Genomic DNA, 22,521 nt, shown 5'->3' on the forward strand with positions numbered 1-22,521 from the left:
GTCGGGGCCGGGGCGGGGTGGGGATCAGTCGAGGCGGGCGAGGCGCTCGAGGACGGGGGCGGCGCTGCGCAGGACCGCGCGCTCGTCGGGGCCGAGCGAGGCCAGCGCGGTGGCCAGCCACTCGTCGCGACGACGACGGTCGGCCAGCACGGTCTCGCGACCCAGGTCGGTGAGAGCGACGACCACCTTGCGGCCGTCGTCGACGTCGGCGCGGCGGTCCACGTGACCCCGCTCGGCCAGGGCGTTGACCACCCGGGTCATGCTCGGCGGCTGCACCCGCTCGTGGGCGGCGAGCGCGCCGACCGTGAGGTCGCCCTGGCGGAAGAGCGCACCCAGGACGGCCATGGCGTTCATCGACAGGTCGTTGTCGGGGTGGCGCTCGGCGGCCAGCCGGCGGCGCAGCCGCATCACCGAGAGCCGCAGCTCCGAGGCGAGCCCCGCGTCGGTGCGGGCGACCTTCTCCGTGGTGGGCATGTCATGGGCACAACTCATTACCCTTGCTAAGCATTCCCGCGACGGCAGGCCCGGCCCGGTCGCGCCGGGCCGGGCCTGCCCGGGTCAGGCCAGCAGGTCGGTGATCGGGTCGATCGCGAAGTAGACGACGAACAGCGCGGCCACGACCCACATCAGCGGGGCCACGGCGCGCGCCTTGCCGCGCACGACCTTGATCAGCACGAAGGCGAGGAAGCCGGCGCCGATGCCGACGGTGATCGAGTAGGTGAAGGGCATGAGCACGATGGTGAGGAAGGCCGGCAGCGCGATCTCCAGGTCGTCCCAGTCGATCTCGCGCACCTGCTGCATCATCAGGAAGCCCACCAGCACCAGGGCCGGCACGGCCGCCTCCGACGGGATGACCGCGACCAGCGGCGCGAGGAAGATGGTGAGCAGGAACAGCACCCCGGTGACCACCGAGGCCAGCCCGGTGCGCGCGCCCTCGCCGACCCCGGAGGCCGACTCGATGTAGGAGGTGTTGGACGAGACGCCGGCCGCGCCGCCGCCGGCCGCGGCCAGCGAGTCGACGACCAGGATGCGCCGGGTGCGGGGGGGCATGCCGTCCTCGTCGAGCAGGTCGGCCTCCGCGCCGATGGCGGTCATGGTGCCCATGGTGTCGAAGAAGTCGGCCAGCAGCAGGGTGAAGACCAGCAGCAGCGCGGCGACGACGCCGATGCGGTCGAAGGAGCCGAGCAGGGAGAACTCCCCCAGCGTGCCGAAGTCGGGCGAGGCCACCAGGTCGGAGGGGAGCTCGGGCGTGGTGAGGCTCCAGCCGCCGACGTGGCCGATCTCCTCGACCAGCACGGCCACGGCGGTGGTCACGACGATGGCCACGAGGATCGCCCCGCGCACCTGGCGCACCCACAGCGCCACCACGAGCACCAGGCCGAGGGCGAAGACGAGGACGGGCCAGCCCGAGAGCTGACCGGTGGCGCCGAGCTGCACCGGCACGGTGGTGCCGGCGGCGTCGGGGATGCGCTGCACGAAGCCGGCGTCGACGAAGCCGATGAGCGCGATGAAGAGCCCGATGCCGACCGAGATGGCCACCTTGAGCTGCGCGGGCACGGCGTGGAAGACGGCCTCGCGGAAGCCGGTCAGCACCAGCACCAGGATCACCAGGCCCTCGAGCACGACCAGGCCCATCGCGTCGGCCCACGTCATCTGGGAGGCCACCGAGAAGGCGACGAAGGCGTTGAGCCCCAGTCCGGTGGCCAGCGCCATCGGGTAGTTGGCCACCACCCCCATCAGGATCGTGGCCACTCCCGCGACCAGCGAGGTGCCCGCCGCGATCACCGCGAGGTTGCCCGGCCCGGGGCCGCCCAGCGTCTGGCCGTCGGCGTCGAGGGCGAAGCCCAGGATGAGGGGGTTGAGCACGACGATGTAGGCCATGGTCACGAACGTGACCACGCCGCCGCGCACCTCGCGGGCCACCGTCGAGCCGCGCTGGGAGATCTGGAAGAAGCCGTCGATGCCGGCAGGACGGCCCACGGGGCGCACAGGACTGCTCACGGGGAGCAACCTTCTCAGCCCGGGCACCGTCGCTGTCAACGCGGACCGACCCGTGGTCCTGCCCGTGGTCCTCCCCGTGGTCCTCCCCGTGGTCCGCGTGGTGGGGCGAGGGCCACTACAGTCGCCCGCGTGGAGCTCCGCGACGACCAGCCGACGCAGCACGAGATCGGCAACCGCACCTACGTCGTCGCCGACGTCGAGCCGCTCGACATCGACGGCGTGCGCACCGTCTGGGTCGGGGTCGGGCTGTGGCTGCTCGCCTTCGTCGCCCTCCTCCCGTTCTACGGCCGGCTCGAGGAGTCGGGACGCACCTGGTGGCTGTGGACGTGCCTGTCCGGCTTCGGCCTGGGCCTGCTGGGCGTCGAGTACTGCCGCCGTCGTCGCCGGGCCCGCGCCGACCAGGCCGACCAGGCCGATGACTGAGCCGTCGCCGCCGACGCGCTGGGCCCGGGGCGGGGAGGCCAACGCCGGCTACGCGCTGCGCTTCGCCGAGCTGGTCGAGGCCGGCGACGACGTGGACGGCGAGGCCCGGCTGGCCGACGCCCTGCTCCCCCGCGGCGGGCGCGTGCTCGACGCGGGCTCGGGCATGGGGCGCGTCGGCGCCGCGCTCCTCGGTCGCGGGCACCGGGTGGTGGGCTGCGAGCCCGACGCGGCGCTCGTGGCGCAGTCGCGGCGCACCTACCCCGGGCTGACGGTGCTGCCGGTCGACGTCCTCGAGCTCAACCCCGCGGTGCTCGAGGCCGCCGGCGCCCCGACCGGCTTCGACCTCGTCACCTGCGTGGGCAACGTCATGATCTTCCTGGCCGAGGGCACCGAGCGCGCGGTGCTGCGCCGGCTGCGCGACCTGCTCTCACCGACGGGGCGCCTCCTCGTCGGCTTCCACCTCGAGGGCGGGCCCACGACCAGCCGGGTCTACCCCGCCGCGGAGTTCGTCGCCGACGCCGAGGCCGCCGGCCTGCGCGTCGACCTGCGCCTGGGCGGCTACGACCTGCGCCCCGCCGACCCGGCGTACGCCGTGTGGGTGCTGAGCCGCGACGACGCGCCGGCCGCCGCGGGCGACCACCGCACCGTCACCCACGACCCGGCCTGAGCGGCCCGGCGCGGGAGGCCGGGCTCAGAAGCGCTCGACGTCGCCCGGGGTGAGGGTGTCGAAGACCGGCTCGGGCACGGGCACGGGCTCGTGCTTCTTGGCCAGGCGCACCTCGGAGTGGGCGCCGCAGCCGTGGTCGAAGGAGACCACGCGACCATCGTCGTTGGCGTCGCCGTTGGCGCAGACGCCGAAGGTGTCCGACAGCGGGCCGGCCAGGCGCACGAGGAAGCCGCAGGAGTGGCAGTGGTCGGGGGCGGCCTGGGCCAGCGCCGAGCCGGGGCCGGCGTCACCGTCGTACCACCGCTGGGCCGCGAGGTCGCGGCCCTCGACCGACAGGGTGCGGACGCGGCCCAGGCCGAGGTCCTGGGCCACCTGGCGCACCTGGGCGCGGTCGTCGGCGTCGAGCGGGTCGTCGCCGTAGGACCAGGTCGGCACGAGGCGCGGGTCGTCGTCGTCGACCGGCAGCAGGTCGCCGGGCGAGAGGTCGCCGGGCTGCAGGCGCTCGCGGTAGGGCACCCAGGCCGGTGCGACGATGGCGGACTCACCGGGGATGAGGACGACCTCGTCGACGGTGACGGCCTTCTGCCGCGAGGCGCGCGCGACGGTGACCGACCAGCGCCAGCCGGAGTAGCCCTTGCGCAGGCAGGCGAACTGGTGGGTGACGACGCGCTCGCCCTCCACGAGGTGCCCGAGGTGGTCGCCGACGTCGACGGCGTCGACCTCGGCGAGCAGGGCCTCCCGGGCGGCGTCGACGGCCGCGACCGTCGCGGGGTCGGGCTTGGCGCGCAGCACAGTGGTCACGGCGGGCAATCATGCCTCCTCCCACCCCGCGTGTCAGGTCGGGGTCCCGTGTCCCTCCCCTCGGACGGTCGGACCCCCAGGGCAGGATGTGCCCATGACCTCGCACGGACCCGACCCGGCCGACGAGCCGACCGTGCGGATGCCGCGTGCGCGCACCCGGTCGGTGGGGCGCGGCCTGGGCACGGGCGTGCGCGCCGGAGCCCGCGGGGTGGCCGGTGTCGCCCGCGGCACCGGGCGCGCCAGCCGCTACGTCGGGCGCCAGGCCGTGCGCGCCTCCCACGCCCAGGGCGCCGACCGCTCCGGGCTGTCGCGGCTGATCCAGATGCACTTCTTCAACACCGCCGGCGACGCGGCGGTGGCGATCTCGCTGGCCGGCAGCCTCTTCTTCCAGGTGCCCTCGGGCGAGGCGCGCGGGCAGGTGGCGCTCTTCCTGGGGCTGACGATGCTCCCCTTCGCGATCGTGGCGCCGCTCATCGGCCCCTTCCTCGACCGCTTCAGCCACGGCCGCCGGTGGGCCATCGGGGCGACCATGGCGATCCGGGCCGTGCTGTGCCTGACCCTGGCCGGGGCGGCCGACGGCGAGTCGCCGCTGCTCTTCGCCGCCGCCCTGGGGGTGCTGGTCTCCTCCAAGGCCTACGGCGTGACCCGCGCCGCCGCGGTGCCCCGGCTGCTGCCCGACGACTTCACGCTGGTCAAGGCCAACGGGCGCGTCTCCATGGCCGGCATCGTCGGCGCCACCGTCTCCGCCCCCCTCGCCGGCCTGGCCTCCCTGGCCGGCCCCGAGTGGTCGCTGCGCTACGCCTTCCTGCTCTTCGTGGCCGCCACGGTCGCGGCCATCCGGCTGCCCGCCTCCGTCGACTCCAGCCAGGGCGAGGAGACGTTGGTGCTGATGGCGCCGCCGGCCGACCGCGCCGTCGGCGACGGCACCACGCGCTCGGGGCGGCCCCGCACCCGGATCCCCACCGCCGTCGCCTTCGCGCTGCGCGCCAACTGCGGGCCGCGCTGGCTCTCCGGCTTCCTGCTGATGTTCATGGCCTTCCTGCTGCGCGAGAACCCTCCCGCGAGCAGCCTGCGCCCCGAGCTGCTCATCGGGATCGTCGTGGGCGCCGCCGGCGCCGGCAACGCCCTCGGTGTCGCGGCCGCCGCCCTGCTGCGGCGGATCAACCCCGCCGTGACCGTCGTGCTCGCGCTGCTGGCCGGCACCGGGGCGGCCCTGGTCGCCACGCTGTTCTACGGCGTGCTCCCCCTGGCCCTGCTCGGCCTGGTGGCCGGCCTGTCGCAGTCGCTCGCGAAGTTCTGCCTCGACGCCACCATCCAGCGCGACATCCCCGAGCGGGTGCAGGCCAGCGCCTTCGCCCGCAGCGACACCACCCTCCAGCTGGCCTGGGTGGTCGGCGGCTTCATCGGCATCGCGCTGCCGCTCGAGCCCGCCCGGCTCGGCCTCGGCGTCGCCGTGGCCGTGCTCGGGGCGTGGTCGGTCTTCGTGCTCAGCTCCTCGCGCGGGGCCGTGCGGTCGGTCGCGCGCGTCTCCTGAGCCGCCTCAGAGCTCCAGCTCGTCGGCGAGGGCCCGCAGCAGCTTGGCCGTCGGACGCGCGGTGCGCGCGTCCGGGTGGCGGCCGTGGCGGTAGGCCTCGCCCACGCCGTCGAGCAGCGTGATGAGGTCCTCCACGATCGGCGCCATCTCGTCGGGCTTCTTGCGTCGTGCCTGCGACTGGTTGCGCGCCACCGAGGTCGGGGCGTCGAGCACGCGCACCTGGAGGGCCTGCTCGCCGCGACGACCCTGCGCCACCCCGAACTCCACCCGGGTGCCCGGCTTGATCGACGTCGTGCCGGCCGGGAGGGCGTCGGCGCGGACGTAGACGTCGTCGCCGCCGTCCTGGGAGAGGAAGCCGAAGCCCTTCTCCGCGTCGAACCACTTGACCTTGCCACTGGGCACGGCGACTTCCCCCGTCAGCTCTGCGTCGGGCCCCTGCGGACCGACCGACGGGAAGGATATGTGGGGCCCGGTGAGCCCCGCCATCGGGTTCAGAGCAGCTCGGGCGCGAGGGTCGAGACCCCCACGACCAGGCCCGCGAGGTTGGCCGCGAGCAGCACCAGCACCCACACCACGACCGGCAGCCGGGTCAGCCGGGCCAGCTGGTCGGGGTCGGAGCCCCGGCGTCGCGCCGCCCCCGCGCCCAGCAGCTCCAGCAGCGGCCGGGGCGAGGCCAGCAGCAGCAGCCAGGCGATGAGGTACGCCGCCACCGCCTGCGCGGTCGGCCCGCCGGCCCAGGAGACCACGCCGACGCCCGCCCCGAGGACGACCAGGGCCAGGGCGCCGTACAGGTTGCGGACCCAGAGCAGCATCAGCGCCGACAGCACCACCAGGCCCCACAGCAGGGCGAGGCTGCGCCCCGCCGCGAGCGCGAGGGCGGCCCCGAGGCCCAGCAGCGCCGGGGCGAGGTAGCCCGCGGCCAGCATCGCCACCATGCCCGGACCACGGGGACGGCCCCGCGACAGCGTCACGCCGGAGGTGTCGGAGTGCAGCCGGATGCCCTGCAGCCGGCGCCCGACGAGGACGGCGACGAGGGCGTGGCCGGCCTCGTGGACGACGGTGACGGCGAGCCGGACCCGCGGCCAGGTGCCGGGGGCGAGCACGAGCAGCGCCGCGACAGCACCGGTGAGCAGCACGAAGCGGGCCTCGGGCACGGGCTGGCGCGAGGTCACGTCGCCCCAGAGCCGGGCCCAGGTGTCGGCCGTGCTCACCGCCAGCGCTCGGGGTCGGGCAGGGCGTCGTTCAGCCCGCCGGAGCGGAAGCCGCGCTCGGCCACCTCCGCGTGGGCGAAGCCGGCCTCGCGCACCCGGGCCAGCACGGCACCGGCGAGCACCGACGGCAGCGGGAGCAGGGCGGCGTCGACCTCGACCGAGGCCCGGTCCTCCCCCAGGTCGCGCACCCGCAGGTCGCGCAGCGGGAGCCCCGCGCCCGTGACCGACTCGCGCACCGCGGCCTCGGCCCGCTCGATGCGCGCCAGCCGGTGGGGGGTGACCTCGACGCCGTAGGCGACCCGGGAGGACAGGCAGGCCGCCGCCGGCTTGTCCCAGGTGGGCAGGGCCCAGCGACGCGAGACCTCGCGCACCTGCGCCTTGGTGAGGCCGGCGTCGGCGAGCGGGGTGAGCGCCCCCCGCTCGGCGGCGGCGCGGATGCCGGGGCGGAAGCCGGCGACGACGTCGTCGGCGTTGGTGCCCGTGGCGACGTGCTCGACCCCGCGCTCGCGGGCCAGCGGCACGAGCACGTCGAGCAGCTCGGCCTTGCAGAAGAAGCACCGGTCGCCGTCGTTGGCGCGGTAGCCCTCGCGCTCCATCTCGTGGGTGCGCGGGGTGAGCACCTCCACGCCGAGGCCCTCGGCGAAGGCGCGCGCGGGGTCGCGCTCGACCGCGGGCAGGGAGTCGGAGTAGCCGGTCACCGCCAGCACCCGCCCGGGCCCGAGGGCCCGCACGGCCGCGGCCAGCAGCAGGGCGCTGTCGGCCCCGCCGCTGTAGGCCACGGCCAGCGACCCCAGGTCGGCCAGCCGGGCCTCGAGCGCCGCCACCCGCGTGGTCAGCACGTGGTCGTCGAGCCACCCGGGGAAGTCCTCGAGGCTGTCGAGCACCACGTGGGTGCCGGCGTCGAGCAGCTCCTCGCGGGTGCAGCCGCCGGTGAGCACCGAGACGCTCGTGGCCCCCGCGGCCAGCGCGCCCTCGACGTCGTGCACGTGGTCGCCGACGTAGACGCCCGCGCCCTCGCGGCGCAGCGCGGTCGCCTTGCCCGCGCCCCAGACCCACCCCTCGAGCACGTCGACGTCGAGTCCGAGGTGCTCGACGTGGCGCCGGGCGTTGTCGGGGAACTTGCCGGTCACGAGCACGATGCGGCCGCCGTGGCGGCGCACGGCCGCCAGCGCCTCGTGGGCGCCCGGCAGCACGGGCGTGGTGGTCACGGCGTGGTCGGGGTAGAGCGCGCGGAAGCGGTCGCCGGCCGGACCCACCGCCTCGGCCGGCAGGTGGGGTGCGAGGAGCTGGTCGAGCGGGGGGCCGAGCCGGGCTGTCATCTCCTCCACCGGCAGGGCGACGCCCAGCTCGTCACCGAGCACGCGCAGCAGCGCACGGAAGCCGGGGGCGGTGTCGATGAGGGTCATGTCGAGGTCGAAGCCGACCACCGGCGGCACGGCGGAGGGCGTCGGGGGCATGCCAGGAGCCTACGTGCGCGCACCCCTCGCCCTCCGCCTGCGGGGTTCGCCTCCCGCTGCGCCCGGCTGTCGGTCACAATGGGTGGTTCCCGCCCCTGCGCCCCGCCCCCGCGCCCGCCCCGCGACCCACCGACGAGGACCCCGTGACCACCGCCCGCCGCTCCCGCAGCCACCGCGCCGTCCGTCGCGCCGTGGCGGCCGCGGTCGCGCTGGTCGGGGCCGCGGCCCTGGCCGGTCCCGCCCCGGTCGCCGCTGCGCAGGACGGCACCGACCTGTGGCTGGTCACCCTCGCCGGACCCGGCACGGCCGGCGACACCTCCCCGCTGCCCGAGACGATGCTCGAGCTGAGCATGCGCGGGCAGCAGGACGCCGTGCTCGCCGCCGTCGGCGCCCCGGAGCCGGTCTACCGCTGGACCTCCGCGCTCAACGGCGTCGCCGTGCGCCTGACCCGGGCCCAGGCCGACGAGATCGCCGCCCAGCCCGGAGTCGTGGCCACCGAGCGCGACACCGTGCGCCCCCTGGCCGCCGCGCCCGGCCGCGGCAGCGCCACCGAGCGGCTGGTGCCCTCCGGACGCCAGCGCGGAGGGGCCGGCGTGGTCATCGGGGTCGTCGACTCCGGCCTCAGCCCCGACAGCCCCGCCTTCGCCTCGGTGCCGGGCCTGGGTGAGCGGCCCGCGCGCTTCCGCGGCGACTGCTCGCAGTCCGCCGACTGGGGCGCCAGCGCGTGCAACGGCAAGGTCGTGGGCGGCTCCTGGTTCCTCGCCGGCTTCGGCGAGGACGCGGTGCGCTCGGCCTCCTCGCTCTCCCCCCGCGACGACGACGGCCACGGCACGCAGGTCGCCTCGATCGCCGCCGGCAACGCCGGGGTCGCCGTGCGCGTCGACGACGACGAGCTCGGGTCCTACGCCGGCGTCGCGCCGCAGGCCAGGCTGGCGGTCTACAAGGCCTGCTGGACCGCGCCCGACCCCGCCGACGACGGGTGCTCCACCGCCGACCTGGTCTCGGCGGTGGACCGCGCCACCCACGACCGCGTCGACGTGCTCAACCTCTCGGTGGGCGGGAGCCCGGGCTTCGACGTGCTCGAGCGCGCCCTGCTGGGCGCGGCCGAGCAGGACGTCGTGGTGGTGGCCGCCGCCGGCAACGACGGCGAGCGCGCCTTCGCCTCCCACCCCTCGCCCTGGGTGACGACCGTGGGCGGCACCACCGGTCCCGACCGTCGCGGGAGCGTGGCGCTCGGCGGCGGTGGCCCCGTGGTCGAGGGCCTGATGGCCTCGCCGCGCGACGTCGGGCCGGCACGGCTCGTGGTCGGGGCCGACGTCAGCGCGCCGGGTGCCCGCATCGACGACGCCCGCGTGTGCGCGCCCGGCAGCCTCGACGCTGCGCGGGTGACCGGTGCCGTGGTGCTGTGCGACCGCGGCCGGGTGGGCCGGGTGGACAAGTCCGCGGCGGTGGAGCGGGCCGACGGCGTCGGCATGGTGCTGGCCAACGTACGGCGCCAGTCGCTCGACACCGACCTGCACAGCGTGCCGACGGTGCACCTCGACCGCGCCGACGGCGACGCCGTGCGCACCTGGTCGCGCTCCCACCCGCTGGCCCGTGTGACCCTCACCTCCCTGGGCACCGACCGCTCCGCGTCGCAGGTCCTGGCGTGGTCGGGCTCCGGCGACCCCGCCGGGGCGGTGGTCAAGCCCGACGTCGTGGCCCCGGCGACCGGCGTGCTCGGTGCCGTGCCCTCCGACGTCCGCGGCACCCGGTGGGCCTTCGCCTCCGGCACCTCGGCCGCCACGGCCATCACCAGCGGCACCGCCGCCCTGCTCGTCGACCGGCGCGGGTGGTCGGCGACCGCGGTGCGCTCCGCACTCGCCACCAGCGCGGCGCCGGTGCGCGGCACGTCGCCGCTGCGGGCCGGGGCCGGCCGGGTCCGGGCCGAGCGCGCCCTGCGCCCCGGGCTGGTCTACCTCACCGACCCCGCCGACTACCGCGCCTTCATCGACGGCCGGCTCGCCGGACGCGACCCCGAGCAGGTCCTCAACCTGCCCTCGGTGCTGCTGGGTGCCGAGGAGCGCCGCACGCGACGCACGATCACCAACGTCGGCGGGCGCGCCCTCTACTTCTCCTCCTCCGCCCGCGGCTTCGCCCACCACCGCGCGGTGGTCACCCCGGCCGCCGTGCGCCTCGACCCGGGCGAGTCGGCCCGCTTCACCCTGACGCTGACCGCACGCCCCGGGGCGCCTCGCGGCGACGACGGCACGGTCGTGTGGCGCGGGGGCGACGGCACCCGCGCCAGCATCCCGGTCGTCGTCAGCCGCTGAGCGCCGGGCCGGGGCCCTCAGGCCAGGCCCAGCGCCTTGGCGCTCTCCTCGCGCATGGCGACCTTGCGGATCTTGCCGGTGACGGTCATCGGGAACTCCTCGACCACCATGACGTAGCGCGGGATCTTGTAGTGCGAGAGCCGTCCCGAGGCGAAGGCCCGCACGGCGGCGGCGTCGAGGGGGGCCGCACCGGGTCGCATCCGCAGCCAGGCGCACAGCTCCTCGCCGTACTTCTCGTCGGGGACGCCGACGACCTGGACGTCCTCGACGTCGGGGTGGGTGTAGAGGAACTCCTCGATCTCGCGCGGGTAGATGTTCTCCCCGCCGCGGATCACCATGTCCTTGATCCGGCCGACGATCGTGCAGTAGCCGTCCTCGCGCATCTCGGCGAGGTCGCCGGTGTGCATCCAGCCGTCTGCGTCGATCGCCTCGGCCGTCTTGGCGGGGTCCTCCCAGTAGCCGAGCATCACGCTGTAGCCGCGGGTGCACAGCTCACCGGGCCGGCCGCGCTCCACGGTGAGCCCGCTGACCGGGTCGACGACCTTGATCTCCAGGTGCGGGTGGACCCGGCCGATGGTGGCGGTGCGTCGCTCCAGGTCGTCGTCGTCACGGGTCTGGCAGGAGACCGGGCTGGTCTCGGTCATGCCGTAGGCGATCGACACCTCGCTCATCCCCATGTCGTCGATGCAGCGTCGCATCACCTCGACCGGACAGATGGAGCCGGCCATGATCCCGCCCCGCAGCGCGCTCAGGTCGTGCGCGTGGACGTCGGGGAGGCTCTGCATGGCGATGAACATCGTGGGCACGCCGTAGAGCACGGTGCACCGCTCGTCCTGCACCGCGCGCAGCGTGGTGGCGGCGTCGAAGCTCGGCGCGGGGATCACCATCGTCGCGCCGTGGGTGGTGCAGCCGAGGTTGGCCATGACCATGCCGAAGCAGTGGTAGAAGGGCACCGGGATGCACAGCCGGTCCTCGTGGGTCAGGTTGATCGCCTCGGTGACCATGAAGCCGTTGTTGAGGATGTTGCGGTGGCTGAGCGTCGCGCCCTTGGGGTAGCCCGTCGTGCCGCTGGTGTACTGGATGTTGATGGCGTCGTCGGGGCGCAGCCCCGCCTGCCGCTCGGCGAGGGCCTCGGCTGCCACCGCCTCCCCCGCGGCCACCAGGTCGGCCCAGTCGTCGGTGTCGACGTAGACGGCCCGCTCCAGCGCGGGACAGTCCCCGCGGACCTGCTCGACCGTGGCACGGTAGTCGCTGCCCCGGTAGCTGCTGGTCGCCAGCAGCAGGCGCATGCCCGACTGCTCGACCGCGTAGGCCAGCTCGTGGGTGCGGTAGGCGGGGTTGACGTTGACCAGGACGATCCCGGCCTTGGCCGTGGCGAACTGCACGATCGTCCACTCCGCGCAGTTGGGCGCCCACATGCCGACCCGGTCGCCGGGCTCGAGGCCCGCGGCCATCAGCCCGCGGGCCACCGCGTCGACGTCGCGGTCGAGCTCGGCCCAGGTCCACCGGCGCCCGGTGGCGACCTCCACGAGGGCCTCGCGCTCGGCGTACGTCGTGGCCGTGCGGGTGAAGCTCTCCCCGATGGTCTCCTCGAGCAGCGGGGGCGTGGTCTCTCCGGCGGCGTAGGACTCCATGGGAGCAACGTAATGCCCGTCACGTTGTCGCGGGGTTGGCGCCGGCCGCGGCCGGGGCCCCGACGACGACGGACCCCGCCGATCCGGTGATCGACGGGGTCCGAGGAGGACGGGCGGGTCAGCTCGAGCGACCGACCTTCACCGTCATGTTGCCGTTCTTGGCCACCTTCACCACGCGGATCGTGGTGCCGGTCTGCGGCACGTCGACGCCGAACCAGCCGGGCTGGTAGAAGCCCGGGTGGGTGCCGACGCCGTGCTCGTCGCTGTCGAACCACCACGGGCGGGTGTCGTCGAAGACGGGCTGGGCGCGTCGCGCCGGGACCGTGAACTCGCGGCCCGCGTTGCTCAGGGTCTGGGCCTTGATGCGGCGCAGGCCGAAGGCGGAGTCGGCGGTGTTGACCCGGGTGCGGGCCAGCGTGTCGTCGGCGTAGTGGACGAAGTCCGGGTGCGCGTCGACCGGCAGGACCTGGCCGGAGCCGGGGTGGTCACCGACGTTGTTGTCGGTGTAGGAGGTGTCCCAGTAGGAGATGAGGGCACCGGGGGCGTAGCGGAAGAACTCCACGGTGTCGGGCTTCTTCTCGAGGTCCGGGAAGTTGTAGAGGTGCTTCAGCTGCTTGTCGCGACCGACGTACTGCCGGTTGTCGACGATGTAGGCGTTGAGGAACTCCTCCACCTCGGTGCCGGTCGAGGTCGTGAACCCGTCGAGCTCGAAGGCGGTGTCGCCCTCCTCGGCGGTGCCCACGGTCTCGCCGTCGACCGCGACGTTGTCGACCGCGAAGCCCGGGAGCACGAAGGCGCTGTCGGTGCGGTAGCGGAAGCGGATCGTGTCGGTGTCGGCCGGCAGGGTGGCGGTCAGGTCGACCCAGGCCCCGTCGGTCGTGCCCGAGATGCCGGTGCCGTCGGGGTTGAGGCCGCTGGCGTCCTCGCCCTCGAAGCTGACGCTGGTCGGCACGCCGGCGAAGGTCTCGCCGCCGTCGCTGGAGGCCTCGAGGTAGGCGTAGTCCCAACCCTCCTCGATGTCGTAGCGCGTCGTGGCGGTGAGCTCGCCCCCGCCGTCGACGGCCGCGGTCATGCGGGTGTCGAGGTCGTTGCCGGAGGTGGAGTAGTAGAACCGCTCGCCGCCGTCGGCGGCCGGCTCGCCGAGCTGGGAGACGACCTCCTTGTCGGGCAGGATCGTGATCAGGCCGTTGGCGGCGCTGCCCGAGGTCGACTGACCGGGTCGCAGCACGTGGGTGGAGCTGCGTCCGGCGCGGGCGACGTCGTAGTCGAGCCAGCCGAGCTGGAACTTCTCCCAGGCGCCGAAGGGCTGCGGGCGGTCACCGATGCCCGGGTCGCCCGGCAGCGTGCCGCGCGACTGGCTCATCAGGCTCCAGAACTCCACGCTGTTGGAGGCGCCGCCGGTGTTGCCGGAGGTGTCGTAGAGGTCGGGCAGGCCGAGGTCGTGGCCGAACTCGTGGGCGAAGACCGACAGGCCGCCGTTCTCGGGCTGGATGGTGTAGTCGCCCACCCAGACACCGGTCGGGTTGTCGGGGATCTGCACGTTGGCGCCGCTGGCGTCGGAGACGCCGCCCTCGCCGACGTTCACGCCGCCGAGCTGGGCGCCGTCGGCCGGGCCCGTGCCGAGCGGCTCGATCTGGGCGTACCAGCGGTGGCTCCAGATGGCGTCCTCGCCGTAGGTCGGGTCGCCGTCGGCCTCGTCGCCGCCGGCGTGCACGACCTGGAAGTGGTCGATGTAGCCGTCGGGCTCGGAGAAGTCGCCGTCCTCGTCGAAGTCGTAGCGGTCCTGCTGGTCGAAGGTCTTGAGGTAGGCCTGGATCTGCTCCATCGACTGGCCGGCGTCGAGCCGGTCCTGGGTCCACTGCGCGAGGCCGTCGCGGATGAGGAACCAGGTGTTGTTGCAGACGATGTCGCCGCAGGTGTTGCGGCCGTAGCGGGCCTGGTTGAAGGGGACCTTCACCCAGGCGGTCACGTCGCCGTCGACGGAGTACTCACCGGAGGACTGCTGCTCGTAGAACGTGCGCATCCGGTTGAAGTACATGTCGCGGTAGTGCTTGCGGTCGTAGTTTGCCTGCCACAGCGTGGAGTTGTCGGTGGCGCGGTCGGGCTTCGGGATCTCGTTGTGGAGCGGGCCGTCGTAGGTGGTGGCCGGCTCCTGGCCCTCGGTGGTCCCACCGTCGGGGTAGGCGGAGTGGCGGGTGTCGCCGAACTCCGCCAGCACGACGAAGATCTTGTCGGTGCCGGACTGGGCCACGCGGCCGTAGGTGTCCTTGCCGATCTTCTGGCTCTCCCCCGAGCCGCCGTTGCGCAGGCGCTTCTCCACGGCGACCTGGCGCTCGGCCTCGTACTTGGCCTGCCAGGGCATGGTGAGGGAGTCGGTGGGGCGGGGCGCAGCGGCCTCGCCCGACGGGGCCGCCGAGGCGGCCGGGGCAGCCGGCGCGGCGCCGGACTGCGAAGCGGTCAGCGGCAGCGCGAGCGCTGCGGCGACCAGTGACGTGCTCGCGACGACGGCGAGTCTGGACCTGCGCAAAGTCATCCTCCTGGGACGGTTCCGAGTGGCGCTCCAGCGCCCGAGACAGGCCGCTCGGCGAGCCCCGTCGGATCACGGCAGGGTCGGGCGGTCGACCTCGTGCAGTCGACACGCCCGACCCCGGGCACCGGAAGAGGCACAGGCCATCGTTACCGAGTCGTGACCGGCCCGCAGCCCGGCCGACCCGGGGGTCACGACTCGCGCGAGACGTCCATGGAGCGGTCGCCGAAGCGGACCTTGTCGCCCGGCAGCAGCGTGACCGCCTTGCCCGCCGACAGCTCGCGGGTGACACCGGAGCGCACCAGCATCGAGCCGTTGGTCGAGCCGCGGTCCATGACCACCAGGGCGCCGTCGGGGGCGACGAGGAACTGGGCGTGGGTCTTCGACAGCGACATGTCGGAGGAGGGCAGGGGCACCAGGTGGCGCACGTCCTCCCCGCCTCGGGCCTGCGGCCCGCGACCGACCAGGGCGAGGCCCTCGACGACGAACGACTCCCCGGTGTCGAAGGCGACCCGCCAGTGCGCGGGGGCCGTGGTCGGCGACGGCGGCGGGGCGGCGGGCGGTGCGGGCTCGGTGCGGATCCGGCGCCCCGCGGGGGGCGACGGGGGCGGGGGCGGCGGCGGCTGGGGGGCCCGCGGTGCCCGAGGGGCCTGCGCGGGCTCGGCACGGGCCGGGGCGGGCACGGCGGCCGGGGCAGGCGCGGGAGCGGTCACCGGCTCGGGCTCGGGCGCGGCCAGGCGCAGCGCGGTGAGGTTGACGACGGCGCGCGGGCGCTCGGCCTCGCTCTCGACCTCGGGCGCGGGCCGCACGTCGACGACCACCGAGTGCCCCAGGTGGTCGTGCCAGCCGCGACGCCGGGCGCTGGCGTCCATGACCGCGGTCCACGCCAGCGTCGCCACCCCGAGGCCGAAGGTGGGCAGGGCACCCACGCCGAGCACGAGCTGGCGCACCAGCGCACGGCCCACGCCGATGGGCTCGCCGGTGCCGACGGCGACGACGCGCAGGCCGACGGCGGCCTTGCCGAGCGACACCCCCCGCAGGCCCAGCACGACCGCCGAGGCGAGCGAGACGACCAGCACGACCCCCACCACGGCCAGCACCGCCACGAGGGTGCCCGACCCGTCGGCCAGGAAGGCCCAGGCGGCCCAGCCCGCGGCGGCGTAGAGACCCCACGCCACGAGGCGGTCGAGGGTGAAGGCGTAGAAGCGGCGGTCGAGCTCGGCCGCGGGGAAGCTGGTGGGAGCCGCCTCGCGGGCGGACACGTGGGACACCTCGACGCGCCTCAGGGCCGGGTGACCTGGATGGTCACGCCGTCGCCGAGGTCGATGAGCGCTCCGGGGATCAGCTGCACCGGGATGCCGGGCTGCAGCGACTCCGAGGGCAGACCGGGCTGCACCAGCACGGTGCCGTTGGTCGAGCCCATGTCGGTGACGACGGCGCTGCCGTGGTCGGCCCCCGACCCGGGGCGCACCTCGAGGTGGGTGGAGCTGATCTCCTGCTGCGGGCTCGGCACCGTGACCAGGCGCGGCTGCTCGGTGGAGGTGAAGCGCCGCGCCTCGGGGGCGCGGCCGACCAGGACCACCCGGTCGACGTCGACGGTGTCGCCGCTCGACACGACGAGCCGTGCCACGGGACGCGAGGTGACCGACGGCGCCTGCGGCTGGCCGGGGATGCCGGCCTGGGGGCGCGCGAACTCGTCGGGGTCCCAGCTGCCGGCGCGGGTCATGCCGTCGTGGTCGTGGTCGGCCGGCGGCGGGTCGGGCTGGGGGTCGGGCTGGGGGTCGGGAGTCGGGTCGGGCTCGGGGGCCGCTGGCGGGGCGCTGGGCGGCGGGCTCGTCGGCCCCCACGCGGGGGGCGCCGGCGGCGCGGGAGGGAGGCTGTCGAAGCGCTCGGTCGGCAGGTCCTCGTACGCCGGCTCGACGGGCTCGGCGGCAGGCTCGGGCTCGGGCTCGGCCGCGGGCCCCGCCGCGGGCTCGTCGGGCACCGCGGCCTCCGCCGCGGCGGCGACCACCGGCGAGGGCTCCTCCTCGACCTGCGGCACCTCCGCGGGGGCGGGCACGTCGACGGGGGCGGGGACGTCGAGAGGCGCCGGCACGTCGAGCGGTGCGGCGGGCGCGGCCTCGACGGAGGCGGGTGGGTCGTCGACGCGGGCGACGCGCACCAGCCCGGGGCCGATCACGAGGTCGGGCCCGGCGGCGTCGCCGGAGACCGACACGGTGGTGGCGGTGACCCCGGGCAGGGAGCGCTCCACCCAGGTCGTGGCCGCGGTGCCGTCGAGCTCGACCACCTCTCCCCCCGCGGTGAGGGTGCAGGTGACCGAGCCGCGCACCACGGCGCGGGTCGTGCCGTCGACCTCGCTGACGAGCACGAAGCCCGGCAGGTGGCGCAGGCCGCCGGCGATGAGGGCGTCGAGGACGGCGTCGCCGTCGGCGCCGTCGTCGACCATCTCCCACAGGGCGGCCACGCGGCCGCGCTCGGAGGGGGGCAGGGCCACGAGGACGTCGGGGCCCAGCACGGCGTACCAGTCACCGGGCCGGTAGGACCGGGGACGCGAGGGGGAGGGGGTCACGGCAGGGCTCCCAGCTTCTGCTCCAGGCTCACGCGCTGGCGCTCGGAGTCGTAGGGGTGGTCGTGGGCCAATCCCACCACATCGACGACGACGGCGGTGGCGTTGTCCTTGCCCCCGGCGGCGACGGCGGCGCGCACGACCTGCTCGGCCGCGTCGCGGGGGTCGGCGGCGGCGGCGAGGATCCGCGCGACGTGGTCGTCGCCGATCATGCCGGTCACCCCGTCGGAGCACAGCAGGAGCCGCTCGACGGCCGGCAGGGGCAGCAGGAAGTAGTCGGCCTCGGCGCCCTCGGTGGCACCGAGGGCGCGGGTGATGATGTGGCGCTCGGGGTGCACGGCGGCGTCGTCGGCCGTGATCGTGCCGGCCTCGACGAGCTCCTGCACGACGCTGTGGTCGACGCTCACCTGCTCGAGCACGCCCTCGCTGAAGCGGTAGATGCGGGAGTCACCGAGGTTGGCCAGCAGCCACTTGGTCTCCCCGGCGTCCTCGACCAGCAGGGCGACGACGGCCGTCGTGCCGGCGTGGAAGGAGCCCGCGCCGCCGAGGCGCTGGTGCGCGCCGTACTGCTCGATGCGCTGCTGGCAGGAGGTGAGGGTGGCCGCGACCACCTCCGCGCCGCGACGAGGGTCGTAGCCCTCGTCGGCCAGCCGGGCGAACTCCTCGACCACGATCGCGCTCGCGACGTCGCCGCCGTCGTGGCCGCCCATGCCGTCGGCCACGACGAAGACCGGAGGCGCGACGAGGAAGGAGTCCTCGTTGACCTGGCGCACCAGCCCGACGTCGGTGGCCGCCCCGTGCTGCAGCTCGACCTGTCCCAGGGGGCGGCTCATCGGCGGACCGACGCCCGCGACGAGGACCGGGTCGGTAGCGTGGGAGGGATGTCCGAGACGGGGTACCGATCGTTGGCCGACCAGCTGCGCGCCTGGTCGGACGAGCGGCTGTCCCGTCTGCTCGTCGCTCGACCCGATCTCGCCACTCCCGCCCCTCACGACTCCAGCCAGCTCGCCTCGCGGGCTGCCACCCGGTCGTCGTTGCTGCGCACGCTCGACCAGCTGTCCCGGCTCGAGCTCTGCGTCCTTGATGCCCTCGTCGTCGCAGGTCAAACCACACCCGACGAAGTCGCCTCGCTGGTGCACGCCGACCCCGCCCGGGCCCGTGCCGCGCTCGAGCACCTCGTCGACGTGGCGCTCGTCTGGGAGTCGACGTCGGGCCCCCGCCCGCTCACCGGCGTGGCCGACCTGCTCACCGGCGGCGGCGACGTCGGGGTGAGCGGCCTGCGCCCGCGCAGCCAGCCCGCGCCCGACCCGGACGCGGTCGCGTCCCACCTGGCCGCCCTCTCCCCCGCGGCGCGCGCGATGCTCGACCACGTCGCCGCCCAGGGCGGCGAGGCGACCACCGGCGCCGCACGCCACACGGTGCTGCCCGAGGACGCCACCACCCCCGCCGAGGAGCTGCTGTCGCGCCGCCTGCTGGTGGCCCGCGGCGGCGGCACCGTGGTGGTGCCCGGCGAGGTGGGCCTCGCGCTGCGCGGCGGGCGCACCACCACCGAGCCGGTCGACGCCGTGCCCGAGCTGGTCACCTCCGAGCGCGACCAGGCCCTCGTCGACCGCACCGCCGCCGGCGCGGCCTTCGACGCCGTACGACGCACCGAGCTGCTCCTCGACGCCTGGGGCACCCGGCCCCCCTCGGCCCTGCGCAGCGGCGGTCTCGGGGTGCGCGACCTGCGGGCCGCAGCGCTGCTCCTCCACGTCGACGAGGCGACGACCGCGCTGCTGGTGGAGACCGCCGTCGCGGCGGGCCTGCTCGCGACCGGCGTCGGCGCCGACGGGGCGCCGGCCTGGCTGCCCAGCGACGACTACGACGCCTGGGCCGCGCGGCCCGCGGCCGACCGGTGGCGCCGGCTCGTCACCGCGTGGCTCGACAGCCCCCGCCTGCCGGGCATGGTGGGCAGCCGCGACACCGCGGGCAAGGCGTGGAACGCCCTGTCGCCCGACCTCTCGGGGGTGCACGTCGTGGAGACGCGCCGGATGACGCTCGAGGCGCTGGCCTCGGCCGGGCCGGGGCGCGTGCTGGCCAGCGGCACCGGGCCGCCCTCGCTGCACGCGCGGCTGTCGTGGCTGCGTCCGCGCCGGCCCCGCACCCGCACCGAGCAGGTCGGCTGGGTCGTCGCCGAGGCGGCCGCGCTGGGCCTGACCGGCCTGGGCGGGCTGGCCGGCTTCGCCCGCCCGCTCGTCGCCGACGAGCCGGACCGCGCGGCGGCCGAGCTCGCGCCGCTGCTGCCCGAGCCCCTCGACCACGTGCTGCTGCAGGCCGACCTGACGGCGGTGGCCCCCGGGCCGCTGGAGTCGGCGCTCGCGCGGCGCCTCCAGGTCGTGGCCGACGTGGAGTCGCGCGGCGGCGCGACCGTCTACCGCTTCACCCCCGGCTCCGTGCGGCGCGCGCTCGACACCGGCTGGACCGCGGTGGAGCTGCACGACTTCCTCGGCTCGGTCTCGCGCACGCCGGTGCCGCAGCCGCTGACCTACCTGGTCGACGACACCGCACGGACCTTCGGCTCGGTGCGGGTGGGGCACGCCGAGGCCTTCCTGCGCGCCGACGACGAGACCGCGCTCTCGGAGATCCTCGGCCACCCGCAGGCCGCGGGCCTGGAGCTGCGCCGCCTGGCCCCGACGGTGCTGGTCTCGACGCTGCCGATCGACCTGCTGCTGCCCCGGCTGCGCGAGCTCGGTGCCGCGCCGGTCGTCGAGGCCCCCGACGGCACGGTCCACGTGGCCCGCCCCGACCAGCTGCGCGCCCGCACCCCCCGCGAGCGTCGCTCGCCGGGCCAGCGCGACGCCCGCGAGGGCGCGCGCGTGGCCGCGGTGGTCACCGCGGTGCGCTCGGGCGACCGCGCCACCAGCACCCGGCTCCAGGCGCCCGCGAGCGCCCTGACCCCGTCGGGCTCGCTGGCGGCGCTGCGCGAGGCGGTCGAGCTGGGGTTGAGCGTGCTCATCGGCTACGTCGACAACCACGGCACCCGCACCGAGCGCATCGTCGACCCGCTCGCGGTGGAGGGCGGCCAGCTCACCGCGCGCGACCACCGCGTCGACGACGTGCGGACCTTCGCGGTGCACCGGATCACCACGGTCAAGCCCGTCGAGCCCGGCGCCGCCGGCTCGTAGGCTGGGCGCCATGGACGTCGCGGGCCACGCCGAGCAGGCCGCCCGGCTGGTCAACGCCACGGTGCTCGACGTCGACGACCTCGTCGCGGTGCTCTCGGAGCGCCCCTCGCTGGCCGCGCGGGTGACCGACCGCGACTGCATGCTCGTGCGGCGGCTGCAGCGCGACCTCGACCCCGTCTTCCGGGCGGCCGCGGAGGGCCGCGACGCGGCCGCCGTCGAGGCCCTCGACGCCCTGCTGGCCGCGCACCCGGTCACCCCGCGGCTCACGCCCGACCCGCACGCGCCCTCGGGCCTGCGCCTGGCCGTCGGGGGTCGCTCCGACGCCGTGGCCGAGCAGCTCCTCGCCGAGTCGCTGGTGGGCCTGGCCACCCTGGTGGCCGACCTCGGCGCCGCCCGGCTCGGCGTGTGCGGGGAGCCGCGCTGCTCGCAGGTGTGGGTCGACACCTCCTCCAACCGCTCCCGGCGCTACTGCTCCGGGCGGTGCGCCTCGCGGGTCCACGTGGCCGCCCACCGCGCGCGACGGCGTACGCCGGCCTGAGCCGACCGCCCGCCGCCCGGCGGCTCCGTAGACTCGCCAGGTGAACGACGGCCCCCTCATCGTCCAGTCCGACAAGACCCTGCTGCTCGAGATCGACCACGAGCGGGCGCAGGACTGCCGCAAGGCGATCGCCCCCTTCGCCGAGCTCGAGCGCTCCCCCGAGCACGTGCACACCTACCGGCTCACGCCGCTGGGGCTGTGGAACGCACGCGCCGCGGGCCACGACGCCGAGCAGGTCGTGGACACGCTGCTGGAGTACAGCCGCTACGCCGTGCCGCACTCGCTGCTGGTCGACGTGGCCGAGACCATGGCCCGCTACGGCCGGCTGCGCCTGGAGAAGCACCCGGTGCACGGGCTGACCCTGGTCAGCTCCGACCGCCCCGTGCTCGAGGAGGTGCTGCGGGCCAAGAAGATCGCCGGCATGATCGGCGCCCGCCTCGACGACGACACCGTGGTGGTCCACGGCTCCGAGCGCGGCAACCTCAAGCAGGCGCTGCTCAAGCTGGGCTGGCCGGCCGAGGACTTCGCCGGCTACGTCGACGGCGAGGCCCACCCCATCGACCTCGACGAGAGCGAGTGGCACCTGCGCGACTACCAGCGCGACGCCGCCGACTCCTTCTGGCACGGCGGCTCCGGCGTCGTCGTGCTGCCCTGCGGCGCCGGCAAGACGCTGGTCGGCGCGGCCGCGATGGCCCACGCCAAGGCCACCACGCTGATCCTGGTGACCAACACCGTCTCGGCGCGGCAGTGGAAGGACGAGCTGGTGAAGCGCACGTCGCTCACCGAGGACGAGATCGGCGAGTACTCCGGGGCGATGAAGGAGATCAAGCCGGTCACCATCGCGACCTACCAGGTGCTCACGCTGCGCCGCAAGGGCGCCTACCCCCACCTCGAGCTGCTCGACGCCCGCGACTGGGGCCTCATCGTCTACGACGAGGTGCACCTGCTGCCCGCGCCGATCTTCCGGATGACCGCCGACCTCCAGGCGCGCCGGCGCATCGGCCTCACCGCGACCCTGGTGCGCGAGGACGGCCGCGAGGGCGACGTCTTCTCCCTCATCGGGCCCAAGAGGTACGACGCGCCCTGGAAGGACATCGAGTCGCAGGGCTGGATCGCGCCGGCCGACTGCGTCGAGGTGCGGGTCTCGCTGCCCACCGACGAGCGGCTGGTCTACGCCACGGCCGAGCCCGAGGAGCGCTACCGCCTGGCCGCCTGCACCCACCACAAGGTCGAGGTGGTGCGCGAGCTGGTCGCCCAGCACCCGGGCCAGCCCACCCTGGTCATCGGGCAGTACATCGAGCAGCTCGACGAGCTCGCCGCGGCCCTCGACGCCCCGGTCATCAAGGGCGAGACGACGGTCAAGGAGCGCCAGCGCCTCTTCGAGGCCTTCCGCTCCGGCGAGATCGGCCTGCTCGTGGTGAGCAAGGTGGCCAACTTCTCCATCGACCTGCCCTCGGCCGAGGTGGCCATCCAGGTCTCCGGCTCCTTCGGCTCGCGCCAGGAGGAGGCCCAGCGCCTGGGCCGGCTGCTGCGGCCCAAGAGCGAGGGCAAGACCGCGCACTTCTACACGATCGTCTCGCGCGACACCGTCGACGCGGAGTTCGCCCAGAACCGCCAGCGCTTCCTGGCCGAGCAGGGCTACGCCTACCGCATCGTCGACGCCGAGGACCTGCCCGCCTGAGGAGG

18 protein-coding genes are annotated in these 22,521 nt (G+C 75.3%); 7 read left to right on the plus strand and 11 right to left on the minus strand.

The annotated features are described in order from the left end of the window. Positions 1-24: 24 nt before the first annotated feature. A complete protein-coding gene (locus tag IR170_RS10290; protein WP_227489014.1) occupies positions 25-474 on the minus strand; it encodes a MarR family winged helix-turn-helix transcriptional regulator in 450 nt (149 codons plus the stop codon). Between the two features lie 84 nt (positions 475-558). After that, complete coding sequence (locus IR170_RS10295) at positions 559-2,001, minus strand: NCS2 family permease (protein ID WP_228942191.1); 1,443 nt, start codon at positions 1,999-2,001, stop codon at positions 559-561. Positions 2,002-2,130: 129 nt separating this feature from the next. Between IR170_RS10295 and IR170_RS20305 the strand changes: the two genes are divergently transcribed. Together IR170_RS20305 and IR170_RS10305 are read left to right on the plus strand one after the other, a co-directional pair. Continuing rightward, the gene (locus IR170_RS20305; RefSeq protein ID WP_319805013.1) at positions 2,131-2,424 is read left to right on the plus strand and encodes a DUF2530 domain-containing protein; all 294 of its coding nucleotides are present in this window, start codon (positions 2,131-2,133) and stop codon (positions 2,422-2,424) included. Beyond that, a complete protein-coding gene (locus tag IR170_RS10305) occupies positions 2,417-3,091 on the plus strand; it encodes a class I SAM-dependent methyltransferase (protein ID WP_193662547.1) in 675 nt (224 codons plus the stop codon). Before IR170_RS20305 ends, IR170_RS10305 begins: the two co-directional genes overlap by 8 nt. A gap of 24 nt (positions 3,092-3,115) precedes the next feature. Here IR170_RS10305 and IR170_RS10310 read toward each other — a convergent pair whose 3' ends face one another. Beyond that, positions 3,116-3,892: a DUF3027 domain-containing protein gene (locus IR170_RS10310; RefSeq protein WP_056862059.1), complete on the minus strand. Its 777-nt coding sequence runs from the start codon at positions 3,890-3,892 to the stop codon at positions 3,116-3,118. 94 nt (positions 3,893-3,986) lie between these two features. On the opposite strand from IR170_RS10310, the gene IR170_RS10315 reads away from it, so the two are divergent. Beyond that, positions 3,987-5,426: an MFS transporter gene (locus IR170_RS10315; RefSeq protein WP_227489015.1), complete on the plus strand. Its 1,440-nt coding sequence runs from the start codon at positions 3,987-3,989 to the stop codon at positions 5,424-5,426. A 6-nt stretch (positions 5,427-5,432) separates the two neighbouring features. Here IR170_RS10315 and IR170_RS10320 read toward each other — a convergent pair whose 3' ends face one another. The 3 genes from IR170_RS10320 to IR170_RS10330 all read right to left on the minus strand — a co-directional run bounded on the left by IR170_RS10320 (position 5,433) and on the right by IR170_RS10330 (position 8,094). Continuing rightward, positions 5,433-5,828 (minus strand): cold-shock protein, encoded by a 396-nt coding sequence (locus IR170_RS10320; protein WP_056862058.1) that lies wholly within the window; start codon positions 5,826-5,828, stop codon positions 5,433-5,435. An 89-nt stretch (positions 5,829-5,917) separates the two neighbouring features. Continuing rightward, a complete protein-coding gene (locus tag IR170_RS10325) occupies positions 5,918-6,637 on the minus strand; it encodes a M50 family metallopeptidase (RefSeq protein ID WP_193662550.1) in 720 nt (239 codons plus the stop codon). Further along, on the minus strand, positions 6,634-8,094 hold the full coding sequence (locus tag IR170_RS10330; RefSeq protein WP_227489016.1) for an HAD hydrolase-like protein: 1,461 nt from the start codon (positions 8,092-8,094) through the stop codon (positions 6,634-6,636). The genes IR170_RS10325 and IR170_RS10330 overlap by 4 nt, the downstream gene beginning before the upstream one ends. A 143-nt stretch (positions 8,095-8,237) precedes the next feature. On the opposite strand from IR170_RS10330, the gene IR170_RS10335 reads away from it, so the two are divergent. Then, on the plus strand, positions 8,238-10,406 hold the full coding sequence (locus IR170_RS10335; protein WP_193662552.1) for a S8 family serine peptidase: 2,169 nt from the start codon (positions 8,238-8,240) through the stop codon (positions 10,404-10,406). Positions 10,407-10,423: 17 nt separating this feature from the next. Here the strand turns inward: IR170_RS10335 and IR170_RS10340 are convergent, their stop codons facing one another. The 5 genes from IR170_RS10340 to IR170_RS10360 all read right to left on the minus strand — a co-directional run bounded on the left by IR170_RS10340 (position 10,424) and on the right by IR170_RS10360 (position 17,966). Next, positions 10,424-12,040, minus strand: a complete 1,617-nt coding sequence (locus tag IR170_RS10340; RefSeq protein ID WP_193662554.1) for an AMP-binding protein — start codon at positions 12,038-12,040, stop codon at positions 10,424-10,426. A 118-nt stretch (positions 12,041-12,158) separates the two neighbouring features. Continuing rightward, positions 12,159-14,567: an immune inhibitor A domain-containing protein gene (locus IR170_RS10345; protein ID WP_227489017.1), complete on the minus strand. Its 2,409-nt coding sequence runs from the start codon at positions 14,565-14,567 to the stop codon at positions 12,159-12,161. Positions 14,568-14,758: 191 nt separating this feature from the next. After that, positions 14,759-15,838 (minus strand): RDD family protein, encoded by a 1,080-nt coding sequence (locus tag IR170_RS19950; RefSeq protein WP_193662567.1) that lies wholly within the window; start codon positions 15,836-15,838, stop codon positions 14,759-14,761. Between the two features lie 11 nt (positions 15,839-15,849). Next, entirely contained in the window at positions 15,850-17,136 is a 1,287-nt protein-coding gene (locus tag IR170_RS10355; RefSeq protein WP_193662569.1) for an FHA domain-containing protein, read from the minus strand. Next, the gene (locus IR170_RS10360; protein ID WP_056904821.1) at positions 17,133-17,966 is read right to left on the minus strand and encodes a PP2C family protein-serine/threonine phosphatase; all 834 of its coding nucleotides are present in this window, start codon (positions 17,964-17,966) and stop codon (positions 17,133-17,135) included. The genes IR170_RS10355 and IR170_RS10360 overlap by 4 nt, the downstream gene beginning before the upstream one ends. Positions 17,967-18,014: 48 nt before the next feature. Between IR170_RS10360 and IR170_RS10365 the strand changes: the two genes are divergently transcribed. Genes IR170_RS10365 through IR170_RS10375 form a run of 3 tightly spaced genes read left to right on the plus strand, consistent with a single transcriptional unit; the run spans position 18,015 to position 22,516 of the window. Continuing rightward, the gene (locus IR170_RS10365; RefSeq protein ID WP_193662571.1) at positions 18,015-20,297 is read left to right on the plus strand and encodes a helicase-associated domain-containing protein; all 2,283 of its coding nucleotides are present in this window, start codon (positions 18,015-18,017) and stop codon (positions 20,295-20,297) included. A 10-nt stretch (positions 20,298-20,307) separates the two neighbouring features. Then, a complete protein-coding gene (locus IR170_RS10370) occupies positions 20,308-20,835 on the plus strand; it encodes a CGNR zinc finger domain-containing protein (RefSeq protein ID WP_193662573.1) in 528 nt (175 codons plus the stop codon). A gap of 40 nt (positions 20,836-20,875) precedes the next feature. Continuing rightward, the gene (locus tag IR170_RS10375) at positions 20,876-22,516 is read left to right on the plus strand and encodes a DNA repair helicase XPB (RefSeq protein WP_193662575.1); all 1,641 of its coding nucleotides are present in this window, start codon (positions 20,876-20,878) and stop codon (positions 22,514-22,516) included. Positions 22,517-22,521: the final 5 nt, after the last annotated feature.

The sequence above is a fragment of the Nocardioides kribbensis genome, from assembly GCF_015070375.1.
GTDB classification, from domain to species: domain Bacteria; phylum Actinomycetota; class Actinomycetes; order Propionibacteriales; family Nocardioidaceae; genus Nocardioides; species Nocardioides kribbensis.